Origin of the sequence: Kurthia zopfii (genome assembly GCF_003143955.1) — a bacterium.
Lineage (GTDB): Bacteria > Bacillota > Bacilli > Bacillales_A > Planococcaceae > Kurthia > Kurthia zopfii.
In genome coordinates, this window is the sequence record NZ_QFVS01000051.1 from 1 (window position 1) to 13,862 (window position 13,862).

At 37.5% G+C, this 13,862-nt stretch carries 14 protein-coding genes, 1 tRNA gene, 1 other RNA gene and 1 other annotated feature; of the genes, 12 read left to right on the top strand and 4 right to left on the bottom strand.

Features of this window, described 5'->3' with window-relative positions; translation table 11 throughout:
• Positions 1 to 284: 284 nt before the first annotated feature.
• Positions 285 to 1,604, top strand: a complete 1,320-nt coding sequence (locus DF281_RS13410) for a D-alanyl-D-alanine carboxypeptidase family protein (protein WP_370447828.1) — start codon at positions 285 to 287, stop codon at positions 1,602 to 1,604.
• A gap of 23 nt (positions 1,605 to 1,627) precedes the next feature.
• Here DF281_RS13410 and pdxR read toward each other — a convergent pair whose 3' ends face one another.
• A complete protein-coding gene (gene pdxR, locus DF281_RS13415; RefSeq protein ID WP_109350773.1) occupies positions 1,628 to 3,034 on the bottom strand; it encodes a MocR-like pyridoxine biosynthesis transcription factor PdxR in 1,407 nt (468 codons plus the stop codon).
• Positions 3,035 to 3,140: 106 nt separating this feature from the next.
• Between pdxR and pdxS the strand changes: the two genes are divergently transcribed.
• The 3 genes from pdxS (at position 3,141) to serS (ending at position 6,204) form a co-directional block, all read left to right on the top strand.
• Positions 3,141 to 4,025, top strand: coding sequence for a pyridoxal 5'-phosphate synthase lyase subunit PdxS (pdxS, locus tag DF281_RS13420; protein ID WP_109350774.1), 885 nt, complete (start codon positions 3,141 to 3,143; stop codon positions 4,023 to 4,025).
• A 1-nt stretch (position 4,026) separates the two neighbouring features.
• A complete protein-coding gene (pdxT, locus tag DF281_RS13425) occupies positions 4,027 to 4,611 on the top strand; it encodes a pyridoxal 5'-phosphate synthase glutaminase subunit PdxT (protein WP_109350775.1) in 585 nt (194 codons plus the stop codon).
• A gap of 18 nt (positions 4,612 to 4,629) precedes the next feature.
• Positions 4,630 to 4,848, top strand: a binding site (T-box leader).
• 78 nt (positions 4,849 to 4,926) lie between these two features.
• Positions 4,927 to 6,204 (top strand): serine--tRNA ligase, encoded by a 1,278-nt coding sequence (gene serS, locus DF281_RS13430; RefSeq protein ID WP_109350776.1) that lies wholly within the window; start codon positions 4,927 to 4,929, stop codon positions 6,202 to 6,204.
• Between the two features lie 52 nt (positions 6,205 to 6,256).
• Here the strand turns inward: serS and tadA are convergent, their stop codons facing one another.
• Entirely contained in the window at positions 6,257 to 6,757 is a 501-nt protein-coding gene (tadA, locus tag DF281_RS13435; RefSeq protein ID WP_109350777.1) for a tRNA adenosine(34) deaminase TadA, read from the bottom strand.
• Between the two features lie 123 nt (positions 6,758 to 6,880).
• Between tadA and DF281_RS13440 the strand changes: the two genes are divergently transcribed.
• From DF281_RS13440 to DF281_RS13450, 3 genes are all read left to right on the top strand, one after another.
• Complete coding sequence (locus tag DF281_RS13440; protein WP_109350778.1) at positions 6,881 to 7,519, top strand: deoxynucleoside kinase; 639 nt, start codon at positions 6,881 to 6,883, stop codon at positions 7,517 to 7,519.
• Entirely contained in the window at positions 7,516 to 8,190 is a 675-nt protein-coding gene (locus tag DF281_RS13445) for a deoxynucleoside kinase (protein ID WP_109350779.1), read from the top strand. Before DF281_RS13440 ends, DF281_RS13445 begins: the two co-directional genes overlap by 4 nt.
• A 95-nt stretch (positions 8,191 to 8,285) precedes the next feature.
• Positions 8,286 to 8,714, top strand: a complete 429-nt coding sequence (locus tag DF281_RS13450) for a DUF4395 domain-containing protein (RefSeq protein ID WP_109350780.1) — start codon at positions 8,286 to 8,288, stop codon at positions 8,712 to 8,714.
• Positions 8,715 to 8,743: 29 nt separating this feature from the next.
• Here the strand turns inward: DF281_RS13450 and DF281_RS13455 are convergent, their stop codons facing one another.
• Together DF281_RS13455 and DF281_RS13460 are read right to left on the bottom strand one after the other, a co-directional pair.
• Positions 8,744 to 9,727, bottom strand: coding sequence for a papain-like cysteine protease family protein (locus DF281_RS13455; RefSeq protein ID WP_109350781.1), 984 nt, complete (start codon positions 9,725 to 9,727; stop codon positions 8,744 to 8,746).
• Positions 9,728 to 9,867: 140 nt separating this feature from the next.
• A tRNA-Ser gene (locus DF281_RS13460) sits at positions 9,868 to 9,960 on the bottom strand.
• A gap of 172 nt (positions 9,961 to 10,132) precedes the next feature.
• On the opposite strand from DF281_RS13460, the gene ffs reads away from it, so the two are divergent.
• The 5 genes from ffs to DF281_RS13485 all read left to right on the top strand — a co-directional run bounded on the left by ffs (position 10,133) and on the right by DF281_RS13485 (position 13,449).
• An RNA gene (gene ffs / locus DF281_RS13465) (signal recognition particle sRNA large type) lies at positions 10,133 to 10,398 on the top strand.
• 116 nt (positions 10,399 to 10,514) lie between these two features.
• Positions 10,515 to 12,269, top strand: a complete 1,755-nt coding sequence (dnaX, locus tag DF281_RS13470; protein WP_109350782.1) for a DNA polymerase III subunit gamma/tau — start codon at positions 10,515 to 10,517, stop codon at positions 12,267 to 12,269.
• Positions 12,270 to 12,290: 21 nt separating this feature from the next.
• Positions 12,291 to 12,608 carry a YbaB/EbfC family nucleoid-associated protein gene (locus DF281_RS13475; protein WP_109350783.1) on the top strand — a complete coding sequence of 106 codons (318 nt, stop codon included), beginning with the start codon at positions 12,291 to 12,293 and terminating at the stop codon, positions 12,606 to 12,608.
• Positions 12,609 to 12,620: 12 nt separating this feature from the next.
• On the top strand, positions 12,621 to 13,217 hold the full coding sequence (gene recR / locus DF281_RS13480) for a recombination mediator RecR (protein ID WP_109350784.1): 597 nt from the start codon (positions 12,621 to 12,623) through the stop codon (positions 13,215 to 13,217).
• A gap of 16 nt (positions 13,218 to 13,233) precedes the next feature.
• Positions 13,234 to 13,449, top strand: coding sequence for a YaaL family protein (locus tag DF281_RS13485; RefSeq protein ID WP_109350785.1), 216 nt, complete (start codon positions 13,234 to 13,236; stop codon positions 13,447 to 13,449).
• Positions 13,450 to 13,862 lie beyond the last annotated feature (413 nt).

Consider the following 13,862-nt stretch of genomic DNA (forward strand, 5'->3'; position numbering starts at 1 on the left):
CGAATCTACTTACATTTCCATTTAAAAAGAGCGAGCCACGCTTCATAAATGAAACGTGATCTCGCTCAAACCAATCGATTTTTATTCAATTGAAAACTCTCACCAACGTTATTTGACAAAGAGCCAATTTTCAAAGCAGGTCATTTTCTAAAAATGGCCTGCTTTTTATATGTATATAACGGATTTCTAACAACTGTATATTTTTTTCATGACAAACATCCTAAAATAGAGATTGTATGTTAAAATTAGCGAGAAACAACATACAATTATTGGAGGTCAGAAGGGTGAAGAATTTACAGAAAAATGTGATTATGCGATTTTCGATTGCAGCAGTAATGTTAGTCAGCATGATCCTACTAGCAATCCCAGGTAAGGCAAGCGCAGCAGATGAGTTAGGAATTCGCGCAAAAGCGGCTATTTTAATTGATGCTGATACAGGTAAAATACTATATGAGAAAAATGCTAACAAATCATTAGGGATCGCTAGTATGTCAAAAATGATGACAGAATACATATTATTAGACCAAGTAAAAGCTGGGAAAATCAAATGGGACCAAAAATATAAAGTATCTGAATATGCATATAAAATTTCACAAGAACGTGCTTTAAGTAATGTTCCTTTACGTGCGGATGGTGAATATACAATTCGTGAATTATACGATGCAATGGCGATTTATTCAGCAAACGCGGCAACAATTGCGATTGCTGAAACAGTGGCTGGCTCAGAAACAGCATTTATTAAATTGATGAATAAAAAAGCAAAAGAACTTGGATTAAAAGATTATACTTTCTTAAATTCTTCAGGTTTAAACAATGCTCAACTACAAGGTATGCAACCAAGTGGTACACCTAATAAAGGTGAGAATAAAATGCCTGCTAGTTCTGTAGCTTTATTAGCATATAATTTATTGAAAACACATCCAGAAGTATTAAAAACTTCAAGTATTGCTCGTAAAACCTTCCGTAAAGGCACAGATGATGCAATTAAAATGGATAACTGGAACTTCATGCTTAAAGGCTTAGTGTTTGAATATGAAGGCGTAGATGGTCTTAAAACAGGTACGACAGATTACGCTGGTTTATGCTTCACTGGTACTGCAAAACGCGGCAAGACTCGCTTAATTTCAGTTGTAATGGGCGCTTATAGTGCAGATGGTGATAAGACAGATAAAAAAGCGCGTTTTGATGAAACGAAGAAAATGTATGATTATGGATTTAACCAATTTTCTACAGAGAAAATCGTAAATAAAAATCAAGTAGTAAAGGGTCAAGAATCAATTGCTGTGAAAAACGGTAAAGAAGATACAGCTAAAATCGCTGTAAAAGATGAGCTATCAATGATGGTGAAGTCTGGTGAGGATAAAGATTATACTACGAAGATTATTTTAGATGAGAAAAGCTTAAAAGCACCAGTTAAAAAAGGTACTGTAGTTGGTCATGTTGAATTAACAAATAAAGCTGGTAAAGATTATGGCTTCATTGATCAAAAATCATCTAAACTAGATGTTGTAACGACTGAAGATGTTGAAGAAAAAGGTTGGTTCACTAAAATGTTTAGTGCAATTGGTGATTTCTTCTCAAATATGTGGAATAAAATATTCTAATGAAAAAGACTAACGCTCATGCGTTAGTCTTTTTTATTTATTTGCCAACAAGTCATTAATTGATGAATGGCTTGTTCGATATCGTCTTCTAAAATTCCCCCAAAACCGAGTAATAATTGCTGATCATAATCAGAATTTGCAGAAGCGAGATATTGCTCGATGGCTGAAATACGTATGCCATTTTGCAAGGCTAATTTGCTTAATTGTTTGGCACTTAGTTCATGCTGTGCTTTGATCATTATATGCATGCCTGCTTGTTCACCTGTTATAGAAATACAGTGATTATATTCATAGAAAACCTCAATAACTGCCTCTAATTTTCTTCGGTAAATCTTACGCATACGGTTTAAATGCTTTGAAAAATACCCATCTTTCATAAAACGGGATAAAGTGTATTGATCAATGCGTGGTACGGTACAAGTGTAGTAGCTATACATTTCATTATATTGAGGTAGTAATGATTCAGGTAATACAAAATAGGCGATCCGTAATGAAGGCATTAATGATTTTGAAAAAGTACTCATATAGATTACCTTTCCTTTGCGATCCATACCTTGAAGTGCTGCGATAGGTTTGCCAGTATATCTAAATTCACTATCATAGTCATCCTCGATAATGTAACGTCCATTTTGCTCATTTGCCCAATTTAAAAGTTGGATTCTACGAGAAGCAGATAAAATTGCCCCAGTAGGGAATTGATGTGAAGGTGTCACATAAGCGATGGATGCTTCAGATTTTTTTAATTGCTCAATTTTCATGCCATCTTCATCAACATCAATGGCCGTTGTATATTGATTGTTTTGGCTGAAAATATGATGTGTCATCGTGTAACCAGGATTTTCGACTGCGTAAATATTATTCTCTCCCAATAATTTCACAACCATTGGCAAAAGGTGTTCCGTCCCTGAACCAATGACGATTTGTTCAGGTTGGCAACGTACACCACGTGATTGATATAAGTAACTCGCAATTTCCTTCCGTAATTCATATTCCCCTTGCGCGTTCCCGACTAAAAGTAACTCGCCGTTCTCCTCATCTATTGAATCTTTCATATATTTTCTCCAAGTGGAAAAGGGAAAGGAAGGTAAATCGATTTGTCCTGGATTGAAATCTATTTTAATATCATATTTTGGCATATTTAAAAGCTTTTGGGGAGCTGCTGTATCGACATAAGCCAAAGTGTCGATATCCTCGACAAAGTAGCCTATACGGGCTTTAGAGAGTACATAACCCTCTGCTAAAAGCTGTCCGTAGGCTAATTCGACGGTTGTCTGGCTAATATTAAGAAATTCGGCTAATTTTCGTTTCGAAGGTAATTTTTCATCGGTTAAAATATTTCTCTCAATAATGCTGTTTTTAATGGCTTCATAAAGTTGTTCATAGAGCGGTGTATCAATGTTTTTGTCTAATTGAAACATAAGCATATCCATGTGAAGACCTCCATCTGACCTTGTTAAATATATTAAAACTGAATCTTTTAAAAAGGTCAACAGAAAATTAATATGGAACATATAGAAAACAAAGGGAGGAATTAACATGGTTCAATTAGGTACAGATTTAGTAAAACGAGGTATGGCTCAAATGCAAAAAGGTGGCGTTATTATGGATGTCATCAATGCGGAGCAAGCAAAAATTGCTGAAGCGGCTGGGGCAGTAGCGGTGATGGCGTTAGAAATGGTACCATCTGATATTCGAAAAGCGGGTGGCGTGGCACGAATGGCAGATCCGCGTATTGTGGAAGAAGTAATGAATGCTGTATCGATTCCGGTCATGGCGAAAGGGCGAATTGGTCATATTGTGGAGGCGCGTATTTTAGAATCAATGGGTGTGGATTACATAGATGAGAGTGAAGTATTGACGCCAGCGGATGAGGAATATCATTTATTAAAAAATGAATTTAAAGTTCCTTTCGTTTGTGGTTGTCGTGATTTAGGTGAAGCAGCAAGACGAATCGGTGAGGGAGCTTCAATGCTTCGTACGAAAGGTGAACCGGGGACTGGAAATATTGTCGAAGCCGTACGTCATATGCGTAAAGTAAATGCGCAGGTGAAGCAAATTATTCACATGGAACGTGATGAGTTGATGACAGCTGCAAAAGAATTGGGTGCACCATATGAAGTGTTATTAGAAATCCAAAGACTTAAGCGATTGCCGGTCGTCAATTTTGCAGCGGGTGGTATTGCGACACCAGCAGATGCTGCATTAATGATGGAATTAGGCGCTGACGGTGTATTCGTTGGATCAGGCATTTTCAAATCGGAATGTCCTGAAAAGTTTGCGAACGCGATTGTTCAAGCAACGACGCATTACCAAGATTATGAACTAATTGCGAAAGTGTCAAAAGAGATTGGAACACCGATGAAGGGGATTGAAATCTCGACATTGGCTCCAGAATCAAGAATGCAGAATCGAGGTTGGTAAGATGAAAATCGGTGTATTAGCTTTACAAGGTGCAGTCGAGGAACATTTGGATGCTATTCGAAAGATAGGTGCAGAAGGAATTCAAATCAAATCTAAAGAACAATTAGAGGAAATTGATGGACTCATTCTACCAGGTGGCGAAAGTACGGCCATGCGAAAGTTAATTGATTTTCATGAGATGATGCCAGCACTACAAGCTTTTGATAAGCCAATTCTAGGAACTTGTGCAGGGGTAATTCTTTTAGCGGATCATGTTGAAAGTAATGAAACACATATTGGTGGTTTAAAAGTGTGGGTAAGAAGAAATTCATTTGGAAGGCAGATTGATTCTTTTTCAGCTCCTTTAGAAATTGTTGGTTTTACATCATCATATGAAGCGGTATTTATCCGAGCGCCTCAAATGGATGAGGTTGGAGAAGATGTTGAAATACTCGCCTCATACAATGGGAGAATCGTCTTAGTGCGTCAGGGGAATAAAATTGGTTGTGCTTTTCACCCTGAATTAACTGAAGATTTACGTATTATGCAAATGCTGAAAGAAATGATCCTGCAGAGTAAACTTGCACATCCATCAAATGTATTGTAAAGTATGGTTAAATTAATATTTATTACGATGATGGGAAGTAGTAGCAGGTGAGTTCATTTTTAGAGAGTCGGCGGGTGGTGGAAGTCGATAGTGAACCTTGTGAATCCGTCCTGGAGTTGCTCGGTCGAAATATATAGTAGACTGTAGCCGGCTATTGAAGCCGTTATAAATTGAAGCGGATTAGACTGTAGAGTTTAATCAATTAGGGTGGCAACGCGGGTAGCTCTCGTCCCTTTACTATGGGGATGGGGGCTTTTTTGCGTTTTTTCCTAGATTTATACTTCAATACATCGAATTTGAAATGGAGGAATGAACATGTTAGATATTAAACGTGTACGTGCAAATTATACCGAGATCAAAGAAAAATTAGCGCACAGAAATGAAGATTTAGGAACTTTTGATCACTTTGAAGAATGGGATCAACAACGCCGTGAATTAATCGCAAAAACAGAAGTATTAAAAGCGGAACGTAATAAAGCTTCTGAAGCGATTGCTCAAAAGAAACGTAATAAAGAAAATGCGGATGATGCGATTTTACAAACACGCGAACTTGGCGACAAAATTAAAGAACTTGATACGCAATTAAATGAAGTAGAAGAAAAATTCCATCATATGATGATGCGTCTTCCAAATATTCCTCACGAATCAGTACCGGTTGGTGAAGATGAAGATGCGAACCAAGAAGTTTACACTTGGGGTGAATTACCAAAATTTGATTTCGAAGCTCAACCACATTGGGATTTAGGCACTGGCTTAAATATTATTGATTTCGAAAGAGCTGGTAAAGTAGCTGGAAGTCGTTTCGTATTCTACCGTGGAGCGGGTGCTCGTCTTGAACGTGCGTTAATCAACTTCATGATGGATTACCATGCAGATCACCACGGTTACGAAGAAATGCTGCCACCGTACATGGTAAACCGCACAAGTTTAACAGGAACTGGTCAACTTCCAAAATTTGAAGAAGATGCATTCTTAATCGAAAAAGAAGATTATTTCTTAATTCCAACAGCTGAAGTACCAGTAACAAACTTCTACCGTGATGAAATTCTTCCTGTAGACATTTTACCAAAAGGCTTCAATGCATACAGTGCAAGCTTCCGTTCAGAAGCGGGTTCTGCTGGTCGCGATACACGTGGTTTAATTCGCCAACACCAATTTAACAAAATTGAGTTAGTGCGTTTTGTAAAACCAGAAGAATCTTATGAGCAGTTAGAATTACTAACGGGTCATGCTGAAACAATGCTGAAAGAATTAAAATTACCATACCGTAAACTATTAATGTGTACTGGTGATTTAGGTTTCACTGCTGCTAAGAAATACGATTTAGAAGTATGGATTCCAACACAAGGCGTTTACCGCGAGATTTCTTCATGTTCAAACTTTGAAGATTTCCAATCACGTCGTACAAATATCCGCTTCCGTCGCGAAAAAGGCGCTAAACCAGAATATGTACACACATTAAACGGTTCAGGTCTTGCGGTAGGTCGTACAGTTGCTGCAATTCTTGAAAACTACCAACAAGCTGATGGTTCTGTCGTAGTACCAGAAGTTTTACGTCCATACATGGGCGGTTTAGAAGTAATTTCTAAATAATATTTCAAAAAAAGAGCGAGCTATGGAAAGTTTCTTTCCGTAGCTCGCATTTTTATTTTTCTTCTGCTAGTTTGCGTAATCTCTTTTCTTCCTTTTTACGCGCGCGTAATTCTCTAAAGAAAGTAGAGAGTAATTCACCGCATTGTTCTGCTTTGATTCCTTCTGTCACTTCGCATTCGTGGTTCATGCGTGAGTCATTTAGCAAAGTGTAAAGTGAGTGAACACATCCAGCTTTAATATCTCTCGCACCGTAAACTACACGTGGAATTCGAGATTGTAAAATAGCACCTGCACACATAGGACATGGCTCCAGTGTTACATAAAGCGTCGTTTCTTCTAATCGCCAGCTACCTATTTTTTCACAGGCTTGTTGAATGGCCATTAATTCGGCATGTGTCACAGCATTTTGTGTTGTTTCTCGTAAATTATGGGCGCTTCCAATTACCTCATTGTTATGAACGATAATCGCACCGATTGGAACTTCACCAAGCGCACCAGCTTTTTCGGCTTCAGCTATGGCGAGATCCATAAAGTATTCGTCTGTAAAATTCATTTTACCCGCTCCTCGTAGCGTTATTTTAGCATGATTATTTGGATAAAGCGAAAGGGTGTTACTCGATTTCACAGTGTGATAAAATATAATTTACTGATGAAAAAAACGAAGGGAGAGCTTCCGATGCCTGTACCATTTATAGCAGTAGAAGGTCCTATTGGTGTTGGAAAGACATCACTCTCAAGTAGAATCGCCGAGAATTTTGGATTTGATTTATTGAAAGAGATTGTTGATGAAAACCCATTTTTAAATAAATTTTATGAAGATATTGATGAGTGGAGCTTTCAAACAGAGATGTTTTTCTTGTGTAACCGTTATAAACAATTAAAAGATGTGAAAAAAACATCGATTAATTTAGAAAAACCAGTTGTGGCAGATTACCATGTATTTAAAAATCTTATTTTCGCAAAACGCACATTGCAAGAGCAGGAATATGATAAATACGAAAAGATTTATGAAATTCTAATTAGTGATATGGTCACACCGAATGCAGTAATATATTTGGAAGCGACTGTAGATACATTAATGCAGCGAATTGCGATGCGTGGCAGAGAGTTTGAAAAAATGATTAAACGAGATTATATGGAGCAGCTCGTGGCGGATTACAAAGAGTATATCGACAGATTTGAACGTGAAAATCCTTCGATTCCAGTACTTCGAATTAATGGTGATGCTTGCGATTTCGTGAAAAATGAATATGATTTACAAAAAATTCTTCGAGAAGTAGAAGAATTGATCGGTAAAAGGAGTATAAACCAATGAATTTAAGAGAAAAATATAATATCCCTGCAAATGCAGTGATTACAATCGCGGGTACTGTTGGTGTTGGGAAATCGACAATGACGAACGCTTTAGCAAATGCTTTAAATTTCCGTACTTCATTTGAAAAAGTGGATACGAACCCATACTTAGATAAGTTTTATGAGGATTTTGAGAAATGGAGCTTCCATTTACAAGTGTATTTCTTAGCTGAGCGCTTTAAAGAGCAGAAACGTATTTTTGAATATGGTGGCGGTTTTATTCAAGATCGCTCGATTTATGAAGATACTGGTATTTTTGCGAAAATGCATTATGACAAAGGTACAATGACGCCAACAGACTATGAAACGTACAAGAATTTATTCGATGCGATGGTTATGACACCATATTTCCCTCATCCTGATTTATTAATTTATATTGAAGGGCCTGTGGAAGATATTATTGCTCGTATTGCTGAACGTGGTCGTCCGATGGAACAGCAAACGGATAAAGCTTATTGGTTAGAGATGCATGATCGTTATGAAACGTGGATTGACCAATTCAACGCTTGCCCTGTATTACGATTAGATATTAATGATTATGATCTAATGAAAAATCCTGAAACAGTTGAAGTGATCGTCGAAAGAATCGGCCATTTCTTAGAACAAACTTCTCATTTACGTAGAGGTGTATAGAATTTTAGAAGCTGCGATTTTGAATCGTAGCTTTTTTTATGCTTTCCGTGTATATTATAAAATATAATAATTCGTATAGGAAAGGTTGGTATTAAATGAAGAAACCAGTTTCAATTCCTCGTCCACTAGTGAGAGTGAATCAATGGACGATCTTACTTAGTGTATTAATCGCGTGGACAACACAAACATCTTGGGTATTATTAATCCCTCTAATGGCTAATTTAGGTGGTTTATTATTCAATTTCAATCCGATTATGAAAGCTGCTCGACCTTTATTGAAGAAACCAATGTCTACGTATATACCTGAAGATGTAACGCAGCAGAAATTTAATTCTACGATTGCCATAACGTGTTTAGTGGTTGCATATGTATCTTGGATTGCGGGCAATTTCTTAGTTGCTTCAATTTTCATGTCGGCAGTTGCACTTGCTTCATTTGTTGCAATACTAGGTTTTTGCGTTGGCTGTTTCCTATTTTTCCAAATCAACCAATTAAAATATAAATTAAAAAGAAGAAGCGCATAATGAAATGTGCTTCTTCTTTCTCGAATCGATTATTTTTTATCTACAATAATATAAGGTTGTAATTGGAATGGTTTAGGTGCTACATTGCGGTCTTTCCACATGCTGAACCATCTTTCAAGAGGGAAGTAGTAGTAACCATCTTGCCAATGATCAGATGTATCGTAAGGATCTGCAAAAATAAGCATATCATCACCAATTTCAGGTGTGCCGCCATTGTCATAGCCGATAATCGCTTGCCAATGTCCGTCCCAATCGCCCCATTCGACCATAATTGGACGCTCAGCTTTAAGATGGCCAGTTAACCATTTTACAAAGAAGCTATCTTTGGCATCGTCTACATATTTTGTTGAGGCATCGTTATTTTCAGATGTATAAAGGCTGCCGTATGTGAATGGAGCAGGTAGGTTACCGACATCAGATGGTGTTTTACCGTCTTTTTCAGAGATAAGGTCTGATTTTTTCACCTGTTCTTTATAGCTTGTTTCGACAACTTTAAAGCCATCAAGATTGTTGAAGTAATTATATAATTTCTCGACATTCGTTCCGTACTCATAGAAATTATTCGCTGTACCAGGTTTAGCGCCTTTCACATCTTCGTCAGTAGAAGATTTCATCGCAGTTGCTAAGTCCCATTCGGTTACATCTGTTTTACCGAAGTGATGCAACACCATTAGCGAGGTTGTATTTCCACAAGCCCATTCCGTTGTCTGTTGCATTGTCTTAAATTTCGGGATGATCGTTAGTTCATCATCAGATTTCATGTTATAGAAGTCAGGATGCTTATAGTATTTTGAATCTGCGTGATCGCCTTTGTTTGCATATGCATCAGCGCCGCCATTTTCATCGTAATCCTTGCCTTCAATTAGATTTGTTTTAACTGCTACAGTAGTTTCGGGAGATGTTTTTACATCTGCTCCTTTTGTTGAATCGTCCGCTCCTTGTGAATTCGTGCTTGAGCACGCAGATAATAGTAGCATTGCGGATGCCATAACTGCTGTAAGGGTTCTTTTCATTTATCCCCATCCTTTTCATTTTTTGTCACAAGAACTAATTATAATGAGAAAAAGAGGATTTGCAATAATTTTTTGAAAAATAAATCTATTAAAAAGAGCAAAAAAAAACCCGTTACATAATCGTAACGAAGTAGTAAAAATGGAGGAGGTAGAGGGATTCGAACCCCCGCGCGATTTGACTCGCCTGTTGGTTTTCAAGACCAATCCCTTCAGCCGGACTTGGGTATACCTCCAACATAATATGTGTGCAGTTGTTTTACTGACATAACATAATTTAACACGACTTTTCAGATTGGTCAATACTTTTTAAGAAAAAAATAAAAATAATGAAATTCTATTTTAGAATATAAATAAACTATGGTTTTGGGTTGATTTTTCGAAAGATCCTTAGTAGTATTGTAACTACCGTGCTAGGTGGGAAGGTAGCGGTGTCCTATAACTCGCAATCCGCTTTAGCGAGACTGAATTCCCTTCTGAGGCTTTCTGTATGTTTGGTCTGCCTCTTGCACGCAGTGTTGACGATTGGGTCCTGCGCAATGAGTTCCCACGAACCATGTCAGGTCCGAGAGGAAGCAGCATTAAGTGGTCAAACTTATGTGCCGCGGGATCGCCTAATCTGAGCTAGCGACAAGAGTAACGCTTGTGTACAACTGTCGACGAAGGGTGCATGGTATTACCATGACATTCCAAACTCACTCGAATTCATTCGAGTGAGTTTTTTTATTTTTACTGGCATCTATATGCTATAATATATGTATGAAATTGAACGAAAAGGAGAGCGGAATCGGTGACATATCAAGCCTTTTATCGAGTTTACAGACCACAATCATTCAGAGAAATGTCTGGGCAAGCTCACGTAAAGAAAACACTACAAAATGCTTTACAAGCAGATCACACGACACACGCATATTTATTCTCCGGGCCGCGTGGTACAGGGAAGACCAGTACAGCGAAAATTTTCGCTAAAGCTTTAAATTGTGAACATTCACCTGTTGCTGAGCCTTGTAATGAATGTGCTACGTGTAAAAGTATTACCGAAAATGCACACCCAGATGTAATTGAATTCGATGCGGCGTCTAATTCACGAGTTGAAGAAATCCGTGAAATTATCGAAAAAGTACGTTTCGCTCCAGCAAGTGCGCGATTTAAAGTTTATATAATAGATGAAGTGCATATGCTTTCAACAAGTGCATTCAACGCTTTATTAAAAACATTAGAAGAACCACCTGCTCACGCCAAATTTATTTTAGCGACTACAGAGCCACATAAAATTCCTGCGACGATTATTTCACGTTGTCAGAGATTTGATTTTAAACGCCTTTCTTCACAAGATATTGTCGACCGCATGAAAGTTGTTTTAGATGATATCGGTAGAGGATACGAAGAACAAGCGCTAAAAGTTATTTCGCAAGCTGCCGCTGGTGGTATGCGTGACGCTTTAAGTATGCTTGATCAAGTGGTGTCGTTTAGTGATGAAGACGTAAAATTAGAAGATGCACTTTTTGTCACAGGGTCAATTGGCCAAGATGTATTCTATCAACTTGTTGAACATATCAAAAATAAAAATGTAGCGGATGTCTTAGGGCTTCTAGAGCAGTTAATGGATGATGGTAAAGATTCTGTGAGGCTTTCAGAAGATTTGATTACATTCTTTAGAGATTTATTGTTGATTCAAACAGCTCCGGATTTAGGTGATTTATTAGAACTTGCTTCTAATGAAGATAAATTTATTCAGTTGGCGAATGAATTTTCATTAGACACTCTATATGGTTATATCGATATCCTTTCGAAAACACAGCAAGAGATGAGATTCTCATTGCATTCAAAAGTGTATTTAGAGACAGCTTTGCTGAAGATGCTTCAGTCGGGTAAACCGGTTGTAATGCAAAACCAAGCTGCCCCAACTGTGGAAATTCCGGATTTATCTGCACTTCAAATGAAGGTAGAGCAGTTAGAGAATTTAGTGCGCAATCTTCAAGTGAGTGGTGTGCAAGGGCAATCTGCGCCAACACCACAGAAGAAACGTCCGAAAACAACGAGTTCATTTAAATCACCGAATGGTCGCGTAACTGAAATTTTAAAAGTTGCTACGAAATCGGATATTCAAGGGATTAAAGAGAATTGGATGACGGCGATGCAGCAATTATCGAAGTCGCATGAAGCGTTATTGGCAGATTCTGAGCCAGTTGCAGCATCTCAAGACGCATTTGTGTTAAAATTCAAACATGAGATCTTATGTAGAATGGCTGCGGAAAATAGTGATTTACTGCAACATTTCACACAAACATTAGCAGGGCTAACTGGTAAGAGATATGAAGCGGTGTTTATCCCAGAAGAGGATTGGAACCACGTGAGGAATGAATTTGTCCGTAAATATAAGGCGAATTCAGATAATTCTTCAAGTGTGGCAGATAACTCTGGCAATGAAGTGGATGAGCCTGTACAATCTTTGATAGATATTGAACAAGTTGAAGATGCCGATACAATTATTTCAGAGGCAGAAAAACTGTTTGGTAAAGATTTTGTTAATATAGAAGAATAGAATTTACTAGGAGGAATTATTATGCGCGGAATGGGTAACATGAACAACATGATGAAACAAATGCAAAAAATGCAAAAGAAAATGGCGGAAGCTCAAGCAGAACTAGAAGTTGAAGTATTCGAAGGTTCAGCAAGTAACGGATTAGTTAAAGTAACAATGACAGGTAAAAAAGTTGTGACTGACGTTACAATCGATCCTGAAATTGTAGATCCTGAAGATGTAGAATTACTACAAGATATGATCATCATCGCAACAAATGAAGCAATCAAAAATGTTGAAGAAAAAACAAACTCAACAATGGGACAATTCACTCAAGGATTAAACATTCCTGGGTTCTAGGAGGTCGTTTGGATGCATTATCCAGAACCGATATCCAAACTAATCGATAGTTTCATGAAATTGCCAGGCATTGGCCCGAAGACAGCCTCTCGTCTGGCTTTTTTCGTCTTAACGATGGAAGAGGATACCGTATTAACTTTTGCTAAGTCATTAGTCGATGCAAAAAGAGATTTAACGTATTGTTCAGTGTGTGGACACATAACGGATGTTGATCCGTGTCATATTTGTCAGGATGCGCAGCGCGACCGTACGACTGTGTGTGTAGTACAAGATCCTAAAGATGTTATTGCAATGGAGAAAATGCGTGATTATCACGGTCTTTATCATGTGCTTCATGGTGCAATTTCACCTATGGATGGCATCGGTCCTGAAGATATTAATGTTCCAACGCTTATTAAAAGATTACAAGATGCAGAAATCGAAGAATTAATACTTGCGACTAACCCTACTATAGAAGGGGAAGCTACTGCGATGTATATTTCGCGTTTAGTTAAACCTTCTGGAATCAAAACTACGAGAATCGCTCATGGTTTACCAGTAGGTGGCGATTTAGAATATGCTGATGAAGTAACTTTATCAAAAGCTTTAGAGGGAAGAAGAGAGTTATAGAATAGAGGCGGCTTACTTGTTCTTTAAAAATAAACAACGATTAAGAAAAGAGCATGACGAAAAACTGGTTTATTTAATTAAACAATCGAAGCAAGAGTTAGATAACCTACAGCAAATTGAGGATCTTGTAGATGGCTTCAGTCTAGATACAATCGCTCAAAAGAAGATTGCTGAAAGTAAGTACTTCTATTTGTTTAAAGAAGCCCGAATTCGCAAAGTGCAACTTAAATAGTTACTTATATAGAAGAAACGCAATGGATTGTTTTAATCTATTGCGTTTTTTAAATTAATGCTTGCATCGAATAAATAGGCGTGGTACTATAGTTAAGTCGTCAAAACGACACAGTAACTTTTCAAAAGTTATTTTAAAATAAGTAATTGACAAATGGAAATTTGAATGTTATTATATTATAAGTCGTCAAGCAAGACGCGAACGAAACTTAAAAAACAATTTTTAAAAGTTGTTGACATCATCAAGTTATGGTGATATAATTAGTAAGTCGCTAACGAGTGATGCAAACATGAACCTTGAAAACTAAACAAGCAAGAAGTTAATCACAATAAAGTCTTATCACTTAGTGATAAGCAATTGTTATCATAGATAACGCTAGCAAAGCAAATGAGCTTTCAAACACTTTTTATGGA